General features: G+C 70.1%; 20 protein-coding genes and 1 riboswitch. Of the genes, 10 read left to right on the forward strand and 10 right to left on the reverse strand.

Annotated features, from left to right (window positions below; all coding sequences use genetic code 11):
* The first annotated feature begins 25 nt into the window (after positions 1 to 25).
* The 4 genes from macS to ACZ4SA_RS10585 all read left to right on the forward strand — a co-directional run bounded on the left by macS (position 26) and on the right by ACZ4SA_RS10585 (position 4,161).
* Complete coding sequence (gene macS, locus ACZ4SA_RS10570; RefSeq protein WP_468272143.1) at positions 26 to 1,234, forward strand: MacS family sensor histidine kinase; 1,209 nt, start codon at positions 26 to 28, stop codon at positions 1,232 to 1,234.
* Entirely contained in the window at positions 1,231 to 1,905 is a 675-nt protein-coding gene (locus ACZ4SA_RS10575) for a response regulator (protein ID WP_468272145.1), read from the forward strand. The genes macS and ACZ4SA_RS10575 overlap by 4 nt, the downstream gene beginning before the upstream one ends.
* Before the next feature lie 158 nt (positions 1,906 to 2,063).
* Entirely contained in the window at positions 2,064 to 3,092 is a 1,029-nt protein-coding gene (locus ACZ4SA_RS10580; RefSeq protein ID WP_468272147.1) for a 6-phosphofructokinase, read from the forward strand.
* Between the two features lie 64 nt (positions 3,093 to 3,156).
* Positions 3,157 to 4,161 (forward strand): 2-hydroxyacid dehydrogenase, encoded by a 1,005-nt coding sequence (locus ACZ4SA_RS10585; RefSeq protein ID WP_468272149.1) that lies wholly within the window; start codon positions 3,157 to 3,159, stop codon positions 4,159 to 4,161.
* A 7-nt stretch (positions 4,162 to 4,168) separates the two neighbouring features.
* On the opposite strand, the gene ACZ4SA_RS10590 is transcribed toward ACZ4SA_RS10585, so the two are convergent.
* The 3 genes from ACZ4SA_RS10590 to ACZ4SA_RS10600 form a co-directional block, all read right to left on the reverse strand.
* On the reverse strand, positions 4,169 to 6,061 hold the full coding sequence (locus ACZ4SA_RS10590; protein ID WP_468272152.1) for an anthranilate synthase family protein: 1,893 nt from the start codon (positions 6,059 to 6,061) through the stop codon (positions 4,169 to 4,171).
* Positions 6,062 to 6,168: 107 nt separating this feature from the next.
* Positions 6,169 to 6,228 (reverse strand): trp operon leader peptide, encoded by a 60-nt coding sequence (locus ACZ4SA_RS10595; RefSeq protein WP_177152834.1) that lies wholly within the window; start codon positions 6,226 to 6,228, stop codon positions 6,169 to 6,171.
* Positions 6,229 to 6,328: 100 nt separating this feature from the next.
* Positions 6,329 to 9,064 (reverse strand): N-acetylmuramoyl-L-alanine amidase, encoded by a 2,736-nt coding sequence (locus ACZ4SA_RS10600; RefSeq protein ID WP_468272155.1) that lies wholly within the window; start codon positions 9,062 to 9,064, stop codon positions 6,329 to 6,331.
* A 215-nt stretch (positions 9,065 to 9,279) separates the two neighbouring features.
* Between ACZ4SA_RS10600 and ACZ4SA_RS10605 the strand changes: the two genes are divergently transcribed.
* Both ACZ4SA_RS10605 and ACZ4SA_RS10610 read left to right on the forward strand, forming a co-directional pair.
* The gene (locus ACZ4SA_RS10605) at positions 9,280 to 10,626 is read left to right on the forward strand and encodes a class II 3-deoxy-7-phosphoheptulonate synthase (protein WP_468272364.1); all 1,347 of its coding nucleotides are present in this window, start codon (positions 9,280 to 9,282) and stop codon (positions 10,624 to 10,626) included.
* 150 nt (positions 10,627 to 10,776) lie between these two features.
* Positions 10,777 to 11,034: a (2Fe-2S)-binding protein gene (locus ACZ4SA_RS10610; RefSeq protein WP_468272158.1), complete on the forward strand. Its 258-nt coding sequence runs from the start codon at positions 10,777 to 10,779 to the stop codon at positions 11,032 to 11,034.
* Between the two features lie 46 nt (positions 11,035 to 11,080).
* Here the strand turns inward: ACZ4SA_RS10610 and bfr are convergent, their stop codons facing one another.
* On the reverse strand, positions 11,081 to 11,560 hold the full coding sequence (bfr, locus tag ACZ4SA_RS10615; RefSeq protein ID WP_468272161.1) for a bacterioferritin: 480 nt from the start codon (positions 11,558 to 11,560) through the stop codon (positions 11,081 to 11,083).
* 153 nt (positions 11,561 to 11,713) lie between these two features.
* Here bfr and ACZ4SA_RS10620 point away from each other — a divergent pair, with 153 nt between their 5' ends.
* Positions 11,714 to 12,346: a sulfite oxidase-like oxidoreductase gene (locus ACZ4SA_RS10620; protein WP_468272164.1), complete on the forward strand. Its 633-nt coding sequence runs from the start codon at positions 11,714 to 11,716 to the stop codon at positions 12,344 to 12,346.
* 27 nt (positions 12,347 to 12,373) lie between these two features.
* Here the strand turns inward: ACZ4SA_RS10620 and ACZ4SA_RS10625 are convergent, their stop codons facing one another.
* The 6 genes from ACZ4SA_RS10625 to thiO all read right to left on the reverse strand — a co-directional run bounded on the left by ACZ4SA_RS10625 (position 12,374) and on the right by thiO (position 18,038).
* Positions 12,374 to 12,898 carry a DUF4396 domain-containing protein gene (locus ACZ4SA_RS10625; RefSeq protein ID WP_468272166.1) on the reverse strand — a complete coding sequence of 175 codons (525 nt, stop codon included), beginning with the start codon at positions 12,896 to 12,898 and terminating at the stop codon, positions 12,374 to 12,376.
* A gap of 76 nt (positions 12,899 to 12,974) precedes the next feature.
* Positions 12,975 to 13,823, reverse strand: a complete 849-nt coding sequence (locus tag ACZ4SA_RS10630; RefSeq protein ID WP_468272167.1) for a deoxyribonuclease IV — start codon at positions 13,821 to 13,823, stop codon at positions 12,975 to 12,977.
* Positions 13,824 to 13,828: 5 nt separating this feature from the next.
* Positions 13,829 to 15,766 (reverse strand): Stk1 family PASTA domain-containing Ser/Thr kinase, encoded by a 1,938-nt coding sequence (pknB, locus tag ACZ4SA_RS10635; RefSeq protein WP_468272169.1) that lies wholly within the window; start codon positions 15,764 to 15,766, stop codon positions 13,829 to 13,831.
* A gap of 107 nt (positions 15,767 to 15,873) precedes the next feature.
* The gene (locus tag ACZ4SA_RS10640; protein ID WP_468272172.1) at positions 15,874 to 16,668 is read right to left on the reverse strand and encodes a thiazole synthase; all 795 of its coding nucleotides are present in this window, start codon (positions 16,666 to 16,668) and stop codon (positions 15,874 to 15,876) included.
* A 6-nt stretch (positions 16,669 to 16,674) separates the two neighbouring features.
* A complete protein-coding gene (gene thiS / locus ACZ4SA_RS10645; RefSeq protein WP_468272174.1) occupies positions 16,675 to 16,875 on the reverse strand; it encodes a sulfur carrier protein ThiS in 201 nt (66 codons plus the stop codon).
* Complete coding sequence (gene thiO / locus ACZ4SA_RS10650) at positions 16,872 to 18,038, reverse strand: glycine oxidase ThiO (RefSeq protein ID WP_468272177.1); 1,167 nt, start codon at positions 18,036 to 18,038, stop codon at positions 16,872 to 16,874. Before thiO ends, thiS begins: the two co-directional genes overlap by 4 nt.
* Positions 18,036 to 18,148: riboswitch (TPP riboswitch) on the reverse strand. Its footprint overlaps the gene before it by 3 nt.
* Before the next feature lie 51 nt (positions 18,149 to 18,199).
* Between thiO and ACZ4SA_RS10655 the strand changes: the two genes are divergently transcribed.
* From ACZ4SA_RS10655 to ACZ4SA_RS10665, 3 genes are all read left to right on the forward strand, one after another.
* A complete protein-coding gene (locus ACZ4SA_RS10655) occupies positions 18,200 to 18,559 on the forward strand; it encodes an avidin-fold protein (protein ID WP_468272180.1) in 360 nt (119 codons plus the stop codon).
* 69 nt (positions 18,560 to 18,628) lie between these two features.
* A complete protein-coding gene (locus ACZ4SA_RS10660) occupies positions 18,629 to 19,819 on the forward strand; it encodes an NAD(P)/FAD-dependent oxidoreductase (RefSeq protein ID WP_468272366.1) in 1,191 nt (396 codons plus the stop codon).
* 61 nt (positions 19,820 to 19,880) lie between these two features.
* Positions 19,881 to 20,246 carry an Rv2175c family DNA-binding protein gene (locus tag ACZ4SA_RS10665; RefSeq protein ID WP_468272182.1) on the forward strand — a complete coding sequence of 122 codons (366 nt, stop codon included), beginning with the start codon at positions 19,881 to 19,883 and terminating at the stop codon, positions 20,244 to 20,246.
* Positions 20,247 to 20,385 lie beyond the last annotated feature (139 nt).

Here is a 20,385-nt window from a genome sequence, read left to right on the forward strand (position 1 = left end):
CGCGTACCACTGGGGGTGGGGGGGAATGGCCAAGCGCGAACGCGTCGTGCGCATGTCGGTCGAGCAGCCGCTGTGGCGTGCGCTGACCGCCTACCGCGTGCTGACCATGGTCTACGCGGTACTGCTCTACGTCTTCACCCGGCAGAACTTCGAGCGCCCGCTGGTCGCGGTCGGCTTCCTCGCGGTGCTCGTCGTCTGGACGTTCGCCACGCTCCCCAAGGTCGCGAACGCGGAGCGCTGCACCCGTGGGTTCCTGGTCGCCGACCTCGCCATCGCCCTCACCGGCATCCTGCTGACCCCCCTCGCCGACGTGCACGCCCAGACACACGACGGCCCCACCCTGCCCTCCATATGGACTGCGGGTTCGGTGCTCGCCTTCGCCATCAAGGGCGGCTGGCGCTGGGCCGGTGTCGCCTCCTCGTTCGTCGCCGTCGCCAACATCCTCGAACGGGGCGAACCCAGCCGGGACACGTTTCACAACGTCCTGCTGGTGTGGGTGGCGTCCATCGCCATCGGATACGTCGTCGAGGTGGCCCGCGCCTCCGAACGGACCCTCGCCCGTGCCCTGGAGATCGAGGCGGCCGCCCGCGAGCGGGAGCGCCTCGCGCGCGACATCCACGACGGCGTCCTTCAGGTGCTGGCGATGGTGCAGCGGCGGGGCACCGCTCTGGGTGGCGAGGCCGCCGAGCTGGGCCGTATGGCGGGCGAGCAGGAGGTCGCCCTGCGCAGCCTGGTCGCCGGTGGCCTGGTGCCCGCCTCGCGGCTGTCGGAGGACGAGTCGCAGGGCGCGGTCGTACGGGTCGTGGAGGTGCCGGACGACGACGAACCGGCGCGGCTGTGTGATCTGCGCACGCTGCTGTCCCCGCACGCGGGAGCGCGGGTGACGCTGTCGGAGCCGGGTGCGCCGGTGCTGCTGGAGGCCGGTGCGGCGCGCGAGCTGGCGGCGGCTGTCGGTGCCGCCCTGGACAATGTGCGCAGGCATGCGGGCGAGAACGCTCAGGCCTGGATCCTGGTCGAGGACTGGCCGGACGAGGTGACGGTGACCGTCAGGGACGACGGGCCGGGCATTGAGGAGGGCAGGCTCGCGCAGGCCGAGGGGGAGGGGCGTCTCGGAGTCGCACAGTCCATCCGCGGCCGGTTGCGGGACCTCGGCGGGACGGCCGAGCTGATCTCGGTTCCGGGCCAGGGCACGGAAGTAGAGCTGAAGATTCCACGGGTGAAGGCAGGAAAATGACGGACCAGCAGACGATCAGGGTGATGGTGGTCGACGACCACCCGATGTGGCGGGATGCGGTCGCCCGCGACCTGACCGAGGCCGGTTTTGATGTCGTCGCCACGGCGGGCGACGGCGCGCAGGCGGTGCGCCGGGCCAAGGCCGTGGCGCCCGACGTGCTGGTGCTGGACCTCAATCTGCCCGAGCTGCCGGGCGTGCAGGTCTGCAAGGAGCTGGTGGCGGCCCTGCCCGGCCTGCGGGTCCTGGTGCTCTCCGCGAGCGGCGAGCACGCGGACGTGCTGGAGGCGGTGAAGTCGGGCGCCACCGGCTATCTGCTGAAGTCGGCTGGTGCGGAGGAGCTGACGGACGCGGTGCGCCGCACGGCTGTGGGCGACCCCGTCTTCACACCGGGTCTCGCGGGCCTGGTCCTCGGTGAGTACCGCCGCCTCGCCTCCGAGCCCGCCCCGGCGACCGGACCGGACGAGTCGAAGGCGCCGCAGCTGACCGAGCGGGAGACCGAGGTGCTGCGGCTGGTCGCCAAGGGCCTGTCGTACAAGCAGATCGCCGAGCGGCTGGTCATCTCGCACCGCACGGTCCAGAACCATGTGCAGAACACGCTCGGCAAGCTCCAGTTGCACAACCGCGTCGAGCTCGTGCGGTACGCGATCGAGCGCGGCCTCGACGACGCCTGATCCGGGGGCCGTGCCTCGCGGCTTTACCCGTACGAGTGAATGGCCGTCGCGTAACGGCCGCGAGAAGCGCAGGAATTGACCATTCGGCCCATCCCTGAGTGACCTGCATCACCATTAGCGTGACGGTCGTAGGCTCACCAGGCGAAGGGAAGTTTTCCATGCGCGTCGGAGTACTGACCGGGGGAGGCGACTGCCCCGGCCTCAACGCGGTCATCCGCGGCCTCGTCCGCAAGGGTGTGCAGGAGTACGGCTGCGAGTTCATCGGATACCGCGACGGCTGGCGCGGACCGCTCGAAGGCGACACCGTCCCGCTCGACATCCCGGCCGTCCGCGGGATCCTGCCCCGCGGCGGCACCATTCTCGGCTCCTCCCGCACCAACCCGCTGAAGGAACCGGACGGTATCCGCCGGATCAAGGACAACCTCGCCAAGCAGGAGGTCGACGCCCTGGTCGCCATCGGCGGCGAGGACACCCTTGGTGTCGCGGCCCGGCTGTACGACGAGTACGGCGTCCAGTGCGTCGGCGTCCCCAAGACCATCGACAACGACCTGTCCGCCACCGACTACACCTTCGGATTCGACACGGCCGTCGGGATCGCCACCGAGGCCATCGACCGGCTGCACACCACCGCCGAATCCCATATGCGCGTCCTGGTCGTCGAGGTGATGGGACGTCACGCGGGCTGGATCGCCCTCCACTCGGGCCTGGCAGGCGGCGCCAACGTCATTCTCATCCCCGAGCAGCGCTTCGACGTCGACCAGGTCTGCGCCTGGGTCACCTCACGTTTCAAGGCCAGTTACGCCCCGATCGTGGTGGTCGCGGAGGGCGCGATGCCCAAGGACGGGGAGGCGGTGCTCAAGGACGCCACGCTCGACTCGTTCGGCCATGTCCGGCTCTCCGGTGTGGGTGAGTGGCTGGCCAAGGAGATCGAGCGGCGCACGGGCAAGGAGGCACGCACCACGGTGCTCGGCCATGTGCAGCGCGGCGGCACACCGAGCGCCTTCGACCGGTGGCTGGCCACCCGTTTCGGGCTGCACGCCATCGACGCCGTGCGGGACGGCGACTTCGGGAAGATGGTCGCGCTGAAAGGCACCGACATCGTGCGGGTGCCGATCGCCGACGCGACCGCGAAGCTCAAGACGGTCGACCCGAAGCTCTACGAGGAGGTCGGCGTCTTCTTCGGCTGACGGGACGGGACGTGGGTCGTATATTCACGATATCCGGCCCACAGCTCTTGTATCGGGAGAAATCGTGGAAATCCTCGCCTTCGGTGTCCAGGCCGACGAGAAGCCGCTGATCGAGAAGGCGTTCGCGGGGGTCCACGAGGTCCGGTGTCTGGATGTGTTCCTCACCGAGGACACCGCGGCCATCGCCGTCGGGCACGAGGTGATCTCCACCAGCGTGAACGCCCAGCTGAACGCGGAGGTGCTGCGGGCCCTGGCCGCCGGCGGCACGGCGATGATCGCCCAGCGTTCCACCGGCTTCAACAACATCGACCTGGAGGTGGCGGAGCAGCTCGGGCTGACCATCGCCCGGGTGTCGACCTACTCGCCGTACTCCGTCGCCGAGTTCGCCTGGACCCTGGCCATGGCCGTCAACCGGCGCATCGTCCGCGCATCGAACCGGACACGGGACTTCGACTTCCGGCTCGACGGACTGATGGGCCGTGACATGCGCGGCCGCACCGTCGGCGTGCTCGGCACCGGCAGGATCGGCGAGGCGTTCACCCGGATCGCCCACGGCTTCGGCATGGAGCTGCTCGGCTGGGACATCGCCCCCGCCCCCGGATGCGTCGAACTGGGCATGAAGTACGTCGACAAGGACGAACTGGTCGCCGCCGCCGACCTGATCAGCCTGCACGTACCGCTCCTGCCCGCCACCCACCATCTGATCGGCGCCGACGAGCTGCGGGCCATGAAGGACGACGCGATCCTGGTGAACTCCAGCCGCGGCGGCCTGATCGACAGCGACGCCCTCGTCGGCGAGCTGCGCAAGGGCCGCTTCGCCGGGGTGGGACTCGATGTGTACGAGGCGGAGGCCGGGCTGTTCTTCCTCGACAAGTCGATGGAAGCCGTCGACGACGACACCCTGGCCCGGCTGATGACGTTCCCCAACGTGCTGATCACCTCGCACCAGGCGTACTACACCGCGGACGCCGTCGCCCAGATCATGGGCACGACGGCGCGCAACGTCGAGGACTACGTGGCGGGCCGGCGCGGCGAGAACGTGCTCGTCCCCGCCGCGCCGGCCCCTTGACGACCCGCTAGCCGACCAGCACCCCCGCGAGCAGCGCCGCCGTCAGCGACGCCCCGTCCATGGTCAGCACCGACTCGGGGTGGAACTGCACCCCGGCGAAGCCGCTGCCCCGCAGCGCGTTCACGTCGCCGGTCACCTCGTCCCGGCTGAGCTCGATCCGGTGCATGGCGAGCTCCGCGGCCGTGGCCTCGTCGCACCGGGCCGTGAAGCTGTTGTAGAAGCCCACCGTCTCGGGGCGGCCGAAGAAGTCGATCCGTTCCTGCGCCCCCTGGTACGGCTCGTCCTTTCGGACGATCTCCAGCCCCAGCTCCGCCGCAAGCAGCTCGTGCCCCAGGCAGACGCCCAGCAGACCGTGGCGGTGCCCCTTGAGCAGATCGGCGGCGAGCGACCGCAGGAAGCGCATCTTCGGGTCGGTCACGTCGGCCGGATCGCCCGGCCCCGGGCCCAGCACCACCGGCCCCTGATGGGCGTGCACCCGCTCCCGCAGACCCGGCTCGTCGTACCGGCGGACCGTCACGGCGAGGCCGGTCGAGCGCAGCAGATGCGCCAGCATCGCGGTGAAGGTGTCCTCCCCGTCGACGACCAGGGCGTGTCCGGACAGCTGCCCGGACTCTGCCCGATCTCCGGCAGGGTCCTGCATCCGCAGCCAGAAAGGCGCGAGATCGGCGCGGCGGGCGTCAAGTGCGGCACGCACCCGCGGGTCGTCGGCGAGCCGCGGGGACTCGGAGGGCGTGTCCGGCCGGCCCGGGCGCACCCCCAGGGCGGCCAGTACGCCCGCCGCCTTGGCGTGGGTCTCCGCGACCTCACCGGCCGGGTCGGAGTGACGTACCAGCGTCGCCCCGACCGGCATGCGCAGCGTGCCGTCCGCGTCGATGTCGGCCGTACGGATCAGGATCGGCGAGTCCAGCGTCTGCGCGCCGCCCGCGTCCTGCCCGATGAGCGCCAGCGCCCCCGCGTAGTAGCCGCGGCCGCCCACCTCGTGGCGCTCTATGACGCGGCAGGCGTTCTGCACGGGCGAGCCCGTCACCGTCGCCGCGAACATGGTCTCCTTCAGCACCTCGCGCACGTCGAGCGAGGAACGGCCCCGCAACTCGTACTCGGTGTGCGCCAGATGAGCCATTTCCTTGAGCCGGGGCCCGACGACGACACCGCCCATGTCGCCGACGGTGCACATCATCTTCAGCTCCTCGTCGACGACCATGGAGAGCTCCTCGCGCTCCTTGCGGTCGTCGAGGAAGCCGAGCAGCGCCTCGGCGGTCGGCCCCTGCGGGGGATATCGGAACGTCCCGCTGATCGGATTCATCACGACCGTCCCGCCGCTCATACGGACGTGCACCTCGGGGCTCGCGCCGACCAGGGTGCGGTCCCCGGTGTGCACGAGGAAGGTCCAGTAGGCGCCCCGTTCCGCGGTCAGCAGTCGCCGGAACAGCGCGAGTGCGTCGGCGCGCGAGAAGCCGGGGATCCGCCCGGTGAAGGTGCGGCGGATGACGAAGTTCGCGCCCTCACCCCTGCCGATCGCGTCCTCGACCACCCTGCGGACGATTCCGGCGTACTCGTCGTCGTCGACGTCGAAATGCCCGTTCTCCACCTGTACCTGGTGGTGGGGGAGCGCGGAAAGAACGTCCGTGAGGGGTAGTTCATGGCATTCGTCGGCGACCAGGACGCTGAGCGGTGTGCCGTCGTCGGTGACGTCGAAACCGCGTTCCGCGATCTGCCGGAAGGGGACGAGGGCGAGCGAGGGCCGGTCGACCACCGGGATGTCGGCGAGATGCGCCACCTCCCGCACCTCGCCGGTCAGCACTTCCACGGTGCCGTGGTCATGACCAGGCGTACGCCGGCGCAGCAGCGCGAACGGCGGGCAGTCGTCGTCGAGGAGTCGGCTGATCAGGCTGTCGGTCATGCGGGTGTTCCTTCCGAGTGGGAGGAACGGCTGTTTCATCCGGGGTCATCCGGAAAACACTGAAGGCCGCCCCTCGGGCGGCCTTCTCGATCCGGTGCTGCGCGCGATCAGGAGGTGGGCCGCCGATGTGCGGTCCACCACCAGTTCTGGATCTGCTGCGCGAACATGACGCCGACCCTAACGCATCCGCCCGCGGCGCCGCGGCACGTCCCACGATGAGGACGGCCGCCGCGCCGCGGGCGGAGATGCCTGCGGATGCCGTACGGGTCAGATCAGCATGTTGTAGATCTGCCAGCCGGAGCCGACGGTGGTGCGGGACTTGAACGGCGCGGCTGCGTTGCCGGTGCCCTGGTAGAGGTAGAGCTTTCCGGAGCCGTCGCGGGCCACCATGTCGGGGATGCCGTCGCTGGTGACGTCGCCGGTGCCCTCCAGCTTGTCGAACTTGCCCCAGCCCGTGCCGATCAGGGTGCGTGACTTGAACGGTGCGGCCGGGTCGCCGGTGCCCTGGTAGAGGTACAGGCTGTCGTTCCAGTAGGCCACCATGTCGGGGATGCCGTCACCGGTCAGGTCCCCGGTGCCCTCCAGCTTGTCGAACTTGCCCCAGCCCGTGCCGATCAGGGTGCGTGACTTGAACGGCGCGGCCGGGTCGCCGGTGCCCTGGTAGAGGTACAGATCCTGGTTCCAGCGGGCCACCATGTCGGCGTGCCCGTCGCCCGTGAGGTCACCGGTGCCCTCCAGGATGTTGAACTTCCGCCACCCGCTGCCGGTCCTGAGCCGGCTCAGGAACGGCTGGTCGAGGTTTCCGCTCTCCCGGTAGAAGTACAGCGTGTCGTCCCAGCGGGCCACCATGGTGCCGGTCCCGTCCGCGCCCAGCGTGTCCAGGTTCGTGATCTTGTCGTAGACCTGCCAGCCGCCGCCGACGCGGTACCGCTTGAAGTACGGCGCCGTCGCGCTGCCCGTGCCCTGGTACTGGTACAGATTGCCGCCGGCGTCACGGCCGAGGAGGTTGGAGCGGGTGGTGCCGGCGTCGGGAGCCGTGGGAGTCGCTTCCGCCACGTCGCTCTGCTTCACCCATGCCAGGCGGTGGTTGAAGCGGATCGGGACGTAGACGTCGGTCTTGCCCACGACGAGGACCTGCGAGGAGCCGAAGTAGTCGTCACCGAGGACGGACTCGCCGGCCTTCGCATATGCCTGACCGGCCGGCAGCGTGTACTTCGAGAGGTGCGCGGGGTTGTCCGTCGGTGCTTCCTGCCCGGCCTCGGCGTACGCTGCATCCTCCGGGAACGACCGCCCGAAGACCGGCGCCGTGGCCCCGGCCTTGAGCTTCACCAGCGTCCCGCCGGCGACGGGCGCCGTGTACTGGCCGCCCGGGTTGTGGAACCACGCCTTCTTGCCGCCGTACCAGATCGCCGTCCAGTCGTTCCGGGCCTCCGCGACGACGTAGGTGCCGCCCGCGCGTACCTTGTTCGCCCAGTTCGAGCCCTGCGACCAGACCGCGGAGAAGTACGGGTCGGTCAGTGTGGCCGAGCTCGTCGACGGCGAGGTGTAGAGGTAGCCGAAGTTCGCCGGCCGCGCGGAGGCGGTCTTGTTCGTGCCCGTCGCGGAGTCGTAGTAGGTCAGCTTCGGCTGGTTGGCCGAGGTGAACGGCGGGACGACACGGACCAGCTGGCCGGCCTTCAGCGGGCCGCCCGCGCCCTGATCACCCGTCGGGGCGCCCAGCAGCGACATGTAGTGGTTCCAGTCCCAGTACGGGCCCGCGTCCCAGTGGAGCTTGTTGATGTAGCTGTCCTGCATCATCGGCACTTCGTCATGGCCGATGATGTGCTCACGGTCCAGCGGAACGCCGTACTTGGCCGCCAGGAACTTCACCAGCGCCGCGGAGGACTCGTACTGCGGCTCGGTGTACCAGCTGCCCTCCTTGAGGGCGTAGCCCTCGTGCTCCACGCCGACGGAGTGCATGTTCAGGGCCCAGTTGCCCGCATGCCAGGCGAGGTTCTTGTTCTCCACCATCTGGGTGACCAGACCGTCGGAGGCCCGGATCAGGTAGTGGGCGCTGGCCCCCGAAGCCGGGTTGGTGAGGACGTCGAGCGACCCGTCATAGCCGCCCTCGGTGTCGTGGATGACGATCTGACGGACGTCGAACCCGCTGTCGGGCCGGGAAGCGAGCGAGTAGCTGCGCTTTCCGGTGCTGGACGTCTGGGCGGGGACGAAGTCGCAGTTGAGTCCCGACGGGCACTCCGGCGTCGGGACGGCCGAGGTGCTCGCCGTCGTGGCCAGCGGAACCTTGGACGGCTTGACCGGGTTCACCGAAGGGTCCGCGGGAAGCGTCAGCTGCTCGCCGTCGGTGGTCAGGCGGCTCTCGCCGGTGCGGATCGACTCGAAGACGCGCTTCGCGAACAGGTCGGCGCCCTTCTTGTCGGGCGACTGGCTGAAGCGCGCCACGGCCGCGTACCACTGATCCGCATCGTCGGGCAGATCCCCCGTGGCCTGCTCCTGGTACTCGGCGAGCAGCGCCGCGCCGGCGCGGATGCTTTCGCCGGCGTCCGTCTTCACGGACTCCTCGGAGCTGTCGATCAGCTCGGCGGCCTCGTCCAGCGTGTGCAGCCGGGGGTCGTCCGTGTCGACGGTTTCCTTGGGAATGCTGCGCAGCGCCTCGGCGGGATCGAACTGCTTCTCGAGCGCCGGGTTGCCGCTGAGGTTCATGTGCTCGAGCCGGTGGTCCCCGGCGTCCTTGTCGATGTCGTCGGCGTCGACCTGGGTCAGGCCCATCAGGTTGTACGCGCCGGTGACGCTCGGCTCGCCGTCGTGGGTCTCCCAGCGCGTCTGCCGGTACGAGACCGCCATCAGTACGCTCTGTGGGACGTCGAACTCCCGCGCCGCGTCCTCGAACTTCGTCTGGAGCGACTCGCTCCGGCCGGCCGCGTCGTCGTTCAGGCCGACAAGATCGGGCGACGCCACCGCGACGGTCCCGATCGTGGCGGTGGCGACGACAGCCGCCGCCACACCGTAGAAGAGACGTCTCTTCTTTCGATCTCTGCGATGCCCCTGGCTCACACCCACCCCTGGATCTGTTTTGTTTTTTATTTGTTCGAAAGTGGGCGCAGGGTAGCACCGCTCGATCGCAGCAACCTCCTCGGTGGACATTCCGGGCAGCTGTCTCAGTCACTGGGCACTGGGCCGGACAGGTACCGGAACCCCGTAATGTTGTGGTCGTGACCGTGAACGCTAAGACCACCGCTACCGGTGGCAACACCTGGCGAAACCTGCCCGCGGCGCAGCAGCCCGAGTACCCCGATGCCGAGGCTCTGCGCGATGTGATCGCGGACCTCGAGTCGTATCCGCCGCTCGTCTTCGCGGGCGAGTGCGACCAGCTGCGCGCCCGGATGGGAGCCGTCGCCAGGGGCGAGGCGTTCCTGCTCCAGGGCGGCGACTGCGCCGAGGCCTTCGACGCCGTGTCCGCCGACCACATCAGGGCCAAGCTCAAGACGCTGCTGCAGATGAGCGCCGTGCTCACGTACGCCGCGTCCGTGCCGGTCGTGAAGGTCGGCCGGATCGCGGGCCAGTACTCCAAGCCGCGCTCCAAGCCGACCGAGACCCGCGACGGCGTGACGCTGCCCACCTACCGCGGCGACTCCGTCAACGGCTTCGACTTCACCGAGGCGGCCCGCATCCCGGACCCCGAGCGCCTGAAGCGGCTGTACAACGCCTCCGCGTCGACGCTCAACCTGGTGCGTGCCTTCACCACCGGTGGCTACGCGGACCTGCGCCAGGTGCACGCCTGGAACCAGGACTTCGTGAAGTCCTCCCCTTCGGGACAGCGCTACGAGCAGCTCGCCCGCGAGATCGACAACGCCCTGAACTTCATGAAGGCCTGCGGCACCGACCCGGCCGAGTTCAAGGCGGTCGAGTTCTACGCCTCCCACGAGGCGCTGCTGCTCGACTACGAGTCGGCCCTGACCCGCGTCGACTCCCGTACCGGCGATCTGTACGACGTCTCGGGTCACATGGTCTGGATCGGTGAGCGCACCCGCCAGCTCGACGGCGCGCACATCGAGTTCGCCTCGAAGATCCGCAACCCGATCGGCATCAAGCTCGGCCCGACGACGACGGTTGACGAGGCGCTGACCTACATCGACCGTCTCGACCCCGAGCGCGAGGCCGGTCGGCTGACCTTCATCGTGCGCATGGGCGCCGACAAGGTCCGCGACAAGCTCCCCGAGCTGGTCGAGAAGGTCACCGCCTCCGGCGCGACCGTGGCCTGGGTGACCGACCCGATGCACGGCAACACCTTCGAGGCGGCCTCCGGCCACAAGACCCGCCGCTTCGACGACGTGCTCGACGAGGTCAAGGGCTTCTTCGAGGTCCACAAGGCGCTCGGCACCCACCCGGGCGGTATCCATGTCGAGCTCACCGGTGACGACGTCACCGAGTGCGTGGGCGGCGGCGACGAGATCTTCGTCGACGATCTGCACCAGCGGTACGAGACGGCCTGCGACCCGCGGCTGAACCGCAGCCAGTCCCTGGACCTGGCGTTCCTGGTCGCCGAGATGTACCGCGACCAGTAGTGAGGAAGCGATGCCAGTGGGGCGTGGATCGATGTGATCCACGCCCCACTGGCATATTCGGGGCTTTTACCCGGCCGGGGTGGCGGGTAAGGTTAGGTTAGCCTCACCGATCATCGGGGACGGCGTCACACCAATTGTTCCCGCAGGGAGGTGGACCGCGTGTACGTCTGCTCATGCTTCGGCATTACGGAGAAGCAGGTCAAGGAGCACGCGGAAGCCGGCGTCTGCACTCCTCGCCAGATGGCGTCCGTCTCCAAGGCGGGCACGGACTGCGGTTCCTGCGTGCGGCGCATCCAGGGGATCCTCGGCCGCGGCGCATGCCCCCGCCGCGAGCTGCTGGAGCAGGGCCAGAGTGCCGCCGTGCCGGCCGCCGGGGACGTCCGGCCCGCGCTCGACGAAGCCGCCTAGCCCGACCCGCCGCCCGACCGGCCCGCCGGGTCCTGCGCTTCGGCCGCTAGCCTTCCGGCTGCTCGATCAGCTGGGCGATGTACAGCGCCTCACCGAGCTTCTCGACCAGCTCCAGCTGGGTGTCGAGGTAGTCGATGTGGTGCTCCTCGTCCGCGAGGATCGACTCGAAGATGTTCGCCGAGGTGATGTCGCCCTTGGTGCGCATGACCTCGATACCGCGCCTGAGGCGGTCGATCGCCTCCACCTCGACCTGTCGGTCGGCCTGGAACATCTCCGTGACCGTCTGCCCGATGCGCACATGGAACAGCCGCTGGTAGTTCGGGAGAGCTTCAAGGAAGAGGATGCGGTCGGTCAGCACCTCCGCGTGCTTCATCTCGTCGAACGACTCGGCACGGGTGTATTTGGCGAGCTTCGTCCAGCCGAAGTTCTCCTGCATCTTCGCGTGCAGGAAGTACTGGTTGATCGCGGTCAGCTCGGCAGTCAGCTGCTCATTGAGGAACTCGATGACCTCGGGGTCGCCCTGCATCGCAGAGGCTCCTTCCGCGCGTATGACTGGCAGGTTCGCGCATCCTCGCACCGTGGCAGTGGAGCGTCCAGTAAGTGCATGCTTAGTAGGAGTTGCCCGAATCGGGCCAGACCTGGTCATGACCACCCCTCCTGGTCTGTCACCATTGAAGGCATGGGTCAGCCGGAGAGCCGGGAATACCGCGCACAAGAGGAGTCCGAGCTTCCGCCGGGGCAGCGACTGCAGCGAGGCTGGCCGGTCACCCATTACGGGCCCGTTCCCAAGTTCAAGCCGGACCGCTGGGAGTTCAGGGTCTTCGGCGCCACCGCCGACGGCGACAAGCACTGCTGGAACCACGAGGAATTCTCGGCGCTGCCGTTCTCGACCGTCGTCGGGGACCTGCACTGCGTGACGAAGTTCAGCATGCTGGGGGCCGAATGGGGCGGTGTCCCCGCCCGTGCGATCGTGGACCTCGCGCCGCCGGCCCCCGCCGTCACCCATGTCATGGTCTGGGCCGAGTACGGCTTCAGCGCCAATCTGCGTCTCTCGGACTTCGTCGCCGAGCGCACCATGTTCGCCACCCACAAGGACGGCGAACTGCTGACGGCGGAGCACGGCTTCCCGCTGCGCCTTGTCGTTCCGCATCTGTACGCCTGGAAAGGGCCCAAGTGGGTCCGCGGTGTGGAGTACATGACGGCCGACCGCCGCGGCTTCTGGGAGGAGCGGGGCTATCACAACCTTGGCGACCCCTGGCGGGAGCAGCGTTACTCCTACCAGGAGGAGCCGGGGGACGGCCCGGAGCTCTGAGCTCGGGCCGAGCGCCGGCGGCGCCTCTCAGTGGTGGTACTGGTGGACCACCGCGTGGCCCTTGCCGCGGCCGATCATCCACTTGTTCACGGGTGTGGTGACCAGGAACGCCACGAGGAACGCGAAGGCGAGCGCGCCCCAGAACAGTGTGTCCCCGAGATGGGCGTCCATCGCGCCCGGCACCAGCAGCAGTACGCCGTTGTCGACGATCTCCATGACCGTGATGGAGAGGGTGTCGGCGGCGAGCGCGACGCCGATCGCGGCCTTCAGGCCCAGGCCGGCCCGTACGACCGCCCAGAGGGTCAGTGAGTAGCCGAAGAAGAACGCCAGCACGATGGCGAGAGTCATGGTGGGCGCGTTTCCCCAGCCCAGGCCCGTACCGATGATCATGCCGAGGACTTCGCCGACGGCGCAGCCGGTGAGGCAGTGCAGGGTGGCCTTGGCCGCCGTGCCCCAGCCGTCTCTGCCTCCGCCGGCGCTGCCGTGTGCGTGGCCCTGACCGTGGCCCTCGTGCATGTGGCCCGTGTGGTCTCCATGTGTGTCGTGCTGCATGGCGATGCCCCCAACGTCAGGTAGCGGTTCCTGCCCACCGGTAGGTACCGTATACCCCTCAGGGGTATTCCGGGATTCAGCGAAGTTTCTTCAGCCGCGCCACATCCGCCGCGTGACCCTCTTTGCCGCCGGGTGTCTCGATGATGAGCGGCACTCCGTCGGTGGCGGGATGCGACATGAGTGCACGGAAGGGCTCCTCGCCGATGTGGCCCGAGCCAATGTTCTCGTGGCGGTCCTTGTGTGCCCCGACAACATCCTTCGAATCATTCGCGTGGATCAGTTTCAGCCTCCCCTCGCCGACCGTCCCCACCAGCAGATCCAGCGTCTGCTCCATCCCCTTCGGGCCTGCCAGATCGTGTCCGGCCGCGAAGATGTGGCAGGTGTCCAGACAGACGCCGAGCTTGGGATGGGCGTCCAGGGCCTCGAAGTACGGCCCGAAGTCCCAGGTCCGCGAGCAGAGCGAAAAGCCCTGCCCCGCCGTCGACTCCAGCAGCAGGAACGGGTCGTCCTCGTGCGTCAGCTCGTCCAGCAGGGGCAGCATCCGCTCCCGGACCTGAGCCAGCGCCACCTCGCGGGTGCGGCCGCCCGTCGCGGAACCGGTGTGCACGACCACACCCTGCGCCCCGATCTCCCGTGCCCTGCGCAGCGAGTGCCGCATGGACAGCACCGACTGCTCGACGGTGGCCTCGGTGTGGGAGCCGAAATTGATCAGATACGGCGCGTGGACCCACGCGGAAATGCCCTCGTCGGCGCACTCGGCCCGGAACTTCTCGTCCTGGGCCGGATTGCCCTTGGGAGTCGCCCAGCCGCGTGGATTGGCCACGAAGACCTGGACGGTCTCCGCCTCCAGCTCGCGTGCGTAGACGAGTCCGGTCGTGGCGAGGCCGCCAGCCACGGGGACGTGGCCGCCGACGGGGTTGCGCATCAGAACTACAGTCCCTTGATCTTGATGGTGATGGTGCTGCCTTCGGGCGCCTGGCCGCCGCCCTCGGTGGACTGGCTCTCGACCTTGTCGCCGAGGAAGGGGAAGTTCTTCTCGACCTTCACCTCGAAGCCGGCCGCCTCCAGCTCGGCGGTGGCGTCGTCCACGGTGTCGCCGACGACATCGGGGACCTCGACCATCCGCGGGCCCTTGGACACCGTGAGCGTGACCGTGTCGCCACTGGCGAGACGGGTGCCCTCGGCCGCCGACTGCCGGGCGACAGCCCCGGCCTCCTCGGTCGAGTGGATCCGCTCCTCGGCGACGTCCACCTTCAGGCCCGCCTCCTCGAGCTCGGCGGTGGCGTCCTCGACGGACTCGCCCGTCACATCGGGGACGTCGATCGGCGCGCCCTTGCTGACCACGAGCGACACGGCGGTGTCGGGGCTGCGGCTGCTGTCCGCGGCCGGGTCGGTGCTGATCACCGAGCCCTGGGCGACGCTCTCGTCGAACTCCCGGGTGACCACGCCCGGCGCCAGCCCGGCTCTGCGGAGCTCGCGCTCCGCCTCGGCAAGCGGCTTGCCCACCACGTGCGGCACCTTCACGATCTTCGGCCCGCGGGAGAGGGTGATCGTCACCGAGCCGTTGCCCCGGATGCGCTCGTTCGTGCCGGGGTCGCTCCTGATGACCGTACCCCGGGCGACGGTCTCGCTGAAGTCGTGACGGACCGCCTTCACGTCCAGACCCGCCTTGTCGAGGGTCTGCCGTGCCTCCTTCTCGCTCTTGCCGATCAGGGCGGGCACGCGGGTGAACTGGCCCGAGTTGATGTACCAGACGCCCGTACCGATACCGAGAACGGCGACCACCGCGATCAGCAGTGCGATCAGGGCCCGGCGGGGCGGCCAGGCGGCCCGCGACCGTGCCGGCGCGGCCCCCCGGCCGGGCTCCGGGCGGGGCATGGCCAGCCGGGCCGTGTGGTGGATCTCGGGCTCCTCGCGGGGAAGTGCCCGCGGGATCACGTCCGTACGGTCGTCGTCGGCGACTGCGCCGCCTTGAGCCCGGTCCTCGGAGAGGGCCTGCGGCGGCACGGCGTCCAGCTGCTCGGCGCTCAGTGCCGACCGCGCCTCGCGTGCCTTTGCCAGCAGCGCCACCGCGTCGTACGGACGGACCTCGGGATTCCGGGCGGTCGCGCTCGCGACCAGCTCGTCCAGCTCGACGGCGAGGGCGGGAAAGAGCGCGGAGGGGGCCGGGACGTCCGCGTTCAGATGCTGGAACAGCACCTGGGCGGGGGTGTCCCCGGCATGCGGCTTGGAGCCGGTCAGCATCTCGTACAGGACCACACCGCACGCGTACACATCGGCACGGGTGTCGGCGGTTCCGTACTCGATCTGCTCCGGCGCGAGGTACGAGACCGTACCGAGGACCGTGCCCGAGGTGTTCGTGACGGAACCCACAGCGCGCACGAGACCGAAGTCGGCGACCTTGACCCGGCCGTCGTCCCCTATCAGCACGTTCTCCGGCTTCATGTCCCGGTGCACGAACCCGGCCCGGTGCGCGGCGCCGAGGGCGGCCAGCACGGGCTCCAGGATGTCCAGCGCCGCCCGCGGCTGGAGCGCACCGCGCTCGCGCAGCACGTCACGCAGGGTGCAGCCCTCGACGTACTCCATCGCCAGATAGACGTATGCACCCTCGGCGCCCTGGTCGAATACCCCCACCACATTGGGGTGGGCCAGGCGCGCCACGGACTTCGCCTCGCGGATGAAACGCTCCACGAACGTGGCGTCCATGGCGAGGTCCGGATGCATCACCTTGAGGGCGAGCACCCGGTCGAGACGGGTGTCGACGGCCCGGTAGACCGTGGCCATGCCGCCGACGGCGATGCGCGCATCGACTCGGTAGCGGCCGTCGAGCAGCTGCCCGACGAGAGGGTCCTGGAGGGTCGTGTCCACGCGCCGATTCTACGAGCCGGGGCGGACAGGGCCGACGGCCCGGGCGCAGCCGGGCCACGACTGCAGCCGAGCTGTGACGCGCGACCGCCTTCCGGGGCACCGCGCCCTCAGAACGCGGGTCGCTCCGGATCCAGCGCCGCAAGCCCCTCGACCGGCGACGACGCCTCGGCGAAATGCCTTCGCGGAATCCGCCCCGCGCGGAACGCCAGCCGCCCCGCCTCCACGCCGCGCCGCATCGCTTCCGCCATCAGCACCGGCTCCTGCGCCCGCGTCACCGCCGACGCCAGCATCACCGCCGCGCACCCCAGCTCCATCGCCAGCGCCGCGTCCGACGCCGTGCCGGCGCCCGCGTCCAGAATCACCGGCACGCCCGCCTGCTCGACGATCAACTGGAAGTTGTGCGGGTTGCGGATGCCGAGCCCGGAGCCGATCGGTGAGCCCAGCGGCATGATCGCGGCGCAGCCCACGTCCTGAAGCTTGCGCGCGAGCACCGGGTCGTCGTTCGTGTACGGCAGCACGGTGAAGCCGTCGTCGACGAGCGTTTCGGCCGCGTCGAGAAGTTCGACGCCGTCCGGCAGCAGCGTCCGCTCGTCCGCGACGACCTCGAGCTTGATCCAGTCGGTGCCCAGCGCCTCCCGTGCGAGACGCGCGGTGAGGACGGCCTCACCGGCCGTGAAACACCCGGCGGTGTTCGGCAGGACCCGGATGCCGAGCCTGTCCAGCACCGACAGCACGGACCCCTGGACCGTCGGGTCGAGACGCCGCATCGCGACGGTCGTCAGTTCCGTGCCGCTCGCGACGAGCGAGCGTTCGAGGACGTCGAGGCTGGGCGCCCCGCCGGTGCCCATGATCAGACGGGAGTCGAAGGTTGTCCCCCCGATGGTGAAACGGTCGTCGGCCACGGCGGATCAGCCTCCCTGCACTGCGGTGAGGACTTCGACACGGTCACCGTCGCCGAGCGGGGTGCCTGCCCACTGGCTGCGCGGGACGACGGTCTCGTTGACGGCGGCGGCGACTCCCGAGGGCGCCGCGGTGAGCGCGGAGACGACGGCGTCCAGGGTGGTGCGGTCGGCGAACTCTCGGACTTCGCCGTTGACGGAGACGTTCATGCGGGCTGCTCCTGGAGGACGGAAGAGAAGCGGCGGGGCGAGAAGGGGCGTGCCGGCTCGGGCACTTCGCCGCTCACCAGCGCGGCCGCCAGCACGTCGCCGGTGACGGGCGTCAGCAGCACCCCGTTGCGGTAGTGCCCGGTGGCCAGAAGCAGGCCCGGCAGCTCGGTGAAGCCCAGCAGGGGCGCGTTGTCGGGGGAGCCGGGCCGCAGTCCGGCCCGCGTCTCGACGAGGGGCAGCTCGGTGATGCCGGGCACGAGTTCGTGCGCGTCGCGCAGCAGCTCGTACACCCCGCCCGCGGTGACCGTCGTGTCCCAGCCGAGCTCTTCGCTGGTCGCGCCGACGACCAGCTCGCCGTCCTCCCGCGGCACCAGGTACACATGGCTGCCGCGCACCACCGCACGTACGGTGCGCGAGAGGAACGGCGCGTACGGGCGCGGCACGGTCAGCCGCAGGACCTGGCCCTTCACCGGCCGTACGGGCGGCAGCACGTCCGCCGGTACGCCCTCCAGCCGTCCGCTCAGGCTGCCACCGGCCAACACGACCTGGCCCGCGGACAGTTCGCCCCCGTCGGCGAGTACGGCACCGGCCGCCCTGCCGGCGGCCACCACCAGCCGCTGCGCCCAGGTGCGGCGGAATGCGACGCCGGCCCGCTCGCAGGCGACGACGAGCGCGGCGGCCAGCCGTCGCGGATCGACCTGGTGGTCGCCGTCCACCCGCAGCCCGCCGCGCACGCCGGGCGCGAGCATCGGCTCGAGGCGGCGGCATTCACGGCCCGTGAGCCACGCGGACTCGAGTCCCGAGCGGCGCTGCAGGGCGTGCAGTTCCCGCAGATGCGCACGGTCGTCGGCGTCCAGGGCGACGGCGAGCGTGCCGCAGGAGCGGTAGCCGACCTGCTGCCCGCTCGCTTCCTGCAGTTCCGCGACGAAGTCCGGATAGCGGCGGGCGGATTCGAGGTTGAGGCCGAGCAGGGTCTGCTCGCCGTAGTGGAGTTCGGTGACGGCGGCGAGCATCCCGGCCGCGACCCGAGCGGCGCCGCCGCCCGGTTCGGGGTCGGCGACGGCGACGCGCAGCCCGTGCTGCGCTGCCCGCCAGGCCGTGACCAGGCCGATGATCCCGCCCCCTATGACGAGGACGTCAGGGGTGCGTCGTGTATCGGACATGGGCGTCCAGCCCCTCCCTTCGCCGGCATGACCCGGATCAGGTTCGTACGGTCGGAGGCCGGCCAGCCTCCCTCTCAGCCCGGTGCGTCCGGACTCCCGCGAGTGCCTTACGGTGGCCACCCTAACGCCCCGCCCCGACACGCAGTAAGGGAGCCGCAGCAGTGGCCAGGACGCTCGACGGACTCGTCCTCTCCCCGGTCGCCGACCAGGCTCCGGGGCAGGTCGGCACCCTGACCCGGTTCACGTACCACGAGGAGCGGGGCCGGATCCGGGCCGAGTACGAGGGCGGTGACGTGGTCCGCGGACACCTCGTGGGCACCCGCGAGGGCGACCGTCTCGATTTCCGCTACGTGCAGTTGAAGACGGACGGCGCCACCTCCTCGGGCCGTTGCGTCTCCACGGTCGTGGACCTGCCGGACGGCCGGGTGCGGCTGGAGGAGACCTGGGAGTGGGAGTCCCAGGAGGGCAGCGGGACGAGCGTGGTGGAGGAGCTGCTTCCTGACTCACTGTCAGGTACGTAAGGTGTGCGGGTGAACGAACGGCAGCAGCAGACAGTGCCGAGGCGGCGCGTGGTGATCGTCGGTGCGGGCATGGCCGGAGTGCAGACAGCGGTCGCGCTCCGGGAGCAGGGCTTCACCGGGCCGGTCACCGTGATCGGCGCGGAGCCGCACCAGCCGTACGACCGGCCGCCGCTGTCCAAGGCGATCCTGCTCGGCAAGGCGGAGGACTCGGCCTTCGACATCGACTTCGAGGCCCTCGACGTCGAGCTGCGCCTGGGGGCCGAGGTCACTGGCGTGCGCCCCGGCGCCCACGAGGTGGACACCGCGGCCGGCCCCGTCCCGTACGACGTCCTGGTCCTCGCCACCGGGGCGGAGCCCGTCACACTGCCCGGCACCCGGGGCGTACCGGGCGTCCACCTGCTGCGCACTCTCGACGACGCCGCCCGGCTGCGGCCCCTGCTCACCGAGCAGCATGACATCGTCGTGGTCGGCGCGGGCTGGATCGGCGCGGAGTTCGCGACCGCGGCCCGTCAGGCCGGCTGCGCCGTCACCGTCGTCGAGGCCGCCGACCGCCCGCTCGCCGGCACCATGCCCGCGGAGGTCGCCGCTCCGATGGCCGCCTGGTACGGGCAGTACGGGGCGGAACTCGTCACCGGCGCCCAGGTGGCCACGATCGAGCCGGGCGCCGTGGTCCTGGCCCAGGGCCGCAGGATCCCGGCAGGCGCCGTCGTCGTCGGCATCGGGGCGCGGCCCGCCACCGGCCTGCTCGAGGACTCCGGCATCGAGCTCGGCCCGGACGGCTCGGTCGTCGCGGACCGGTACCTGCGTGCCTCCGCGCCCGATGTGTACGCCGTCGGAGACTGCGCCTCCTACCCGTCCGGCCGCTACGGCCGGCGGCTGCTGGTGCACCACTGGGACAACGCGCTCCAAGGGCCGCGCACGGTCGCGGCGAACATCGTCGCGGACGCGGCCGGCGAGTTCGGCCGGGAGGCCGAGGCGTACGACCCGGTGCCGTACTTCTGGTCGGAGCAGTTCGGCCGGTTCGTCCAGTACGCGGGCCACCACGCCGCCGCCGACACCCTGCTGTGGCGCGGCCGGCCCGAGGAGGACACCTGGTCGGTGCTGTGGCTGCGCGAAGGGGCGCTGGTGGCGCTGCTGGCCGTCGGCAGGGCCCGTGATCTGGCCCAGGGGCGCAGGCTGATCCTGTCGGGGGCGGTGCTGGATCCGGAGCTAGCCGCCGACCCGTCCGTCCCTCTGAAGGCGGCGGCTGCGTCCCTCTGAAGGGCGCGGCGCGACAGGTCCCGGCTACCGACTGTCGGTCCTGGATGGCAGGCTTGTTCCCGTGACCGAGATTGACGCAAAGATCGATGCTCTCGTCCCCGCCTGGCTCTACCTGCCCGACATCGCGGAAATGCTCGATGTCGAGGTGACGCGTGTGCGCCAGCTGGTCAAGGAGGGCCAGCTGATCGCCGTGCGCCGCGGTGAGAACCGTGCGCTGCAGGTGCCTGCCGCCTTCATCGACGGCACCAAGGTGGTCAAGGGTCTCGCCGGGACCCTGACGCTCCTGCGGGACGACGGCTTCACCGACGAAGAGATGCTGGAGTGGCTCTTCACTCCGGACCCGACCCTGCCGGGCACCCCTGCCCAGGCGCTCGGGGAGAATCGCGGCACGGAGGTGAAGCGCCGGGCCCAGGCGCTCGCCGTCTGACGCCACGGAAATACACCACTATCGGCCGGGGGGGGGGGGGGGGGGATCTGGGCCGCAGACACCGCCACGAAAAAAGGAGGCTGACTCCTGTCTACAGGTCGCGCGTTGTCGTTCTAAGACCGGACCTTTTTTTTTACGG

The sequence above is a fragment of the Streptomyces sp. NPDC027962 genome, assembly GCF_055566095.1.

What these genes read in the sequence shown, in the direction of transcription:
- macS (WP_468272143.1), top strand. Translation starts at nt 26, where the DNA reads ATGGCCAAGCGCGAACGCGTCGTGCGCATGTCGGTCGAGCAGCCGCTG.
- ACZ4SA_RS10575 (WP_468272145.1), top strand. Translation starts at nt 1,231, where the DNA reads ATGACGGACCAGCAGACGATCAGGGTGATGGTGGTCGACGACCACCCG.
- ACZ4SA_RS10580 (WP_468272147.1), top strand. Translation starts at nt 2,064, where the DNA reads ATGCGCGTCGGAGTACTGACCGGGGGAGGCGACTGCCCCGGCCTCAAC.
- ACZ4SA_RS10590 (WP_468272152.1), bottom strand. Translation starts at nt 6,061, where the DNA reads ATGACCGACAGCCTGATCAGCCGACTCCTCGACGACGACTGCCCGCCG.
- bfr (WP_468272161.1), bottom strand. Translation starts at nt 11,560, where the DNA reads ATGCAGGGCGACCCCGAGGTCATCGAGTTCCTCAATGAGCAGCTGACT.
- ACZ4SA_RS10620 (WP_468272164.1), top strand. Translation starts at nt 11,714, where the DNA reads ATGGGTCAGCCGGAGAGCCGGGAATACCGCGCACAAGAGGAGTCCGAG.
- ACZ4SA_RS10625 (WP_468272166.1), bottom strand. Translation starts at nt 12,898, where the DNA reads ATGCAGCACGACACACATGGAGACCACACGGGCCACATGCACGAGGGC.
- ACZ4SA_RS10630 (WP_468272167.1), bottom strand. Translation starts at nt 13,823, where the DNA reads ATGCGCAACCCCGTCGGCGGCCACGTCCCCGTGGCTGGCGGCCTCGCC.
- thiS (WP_468272174.1), bottom strand. Translation starts at nt 16,875, where the DNA reads ATGAACGTCTCCGTCAACGGCGAAGTCCGAGAGTTCGCCGACCGCACC.
- thiO (WP_468272177.1), bottom strand. Translation starts at nt 18,038, where the DNA reads ATGTCCGATACACGACGCACCCCTGACGTCCTCGTCATAGGGGGCGGG.
- ACZ4SA_RS10660 (WP_468272366.1), top strand. Translation starts at nt 18,629, where the DNA reads ATGGCCGGAGTGCAGACAGCGGTCGCGCTCCGGGAGCAGGGCTTCACC.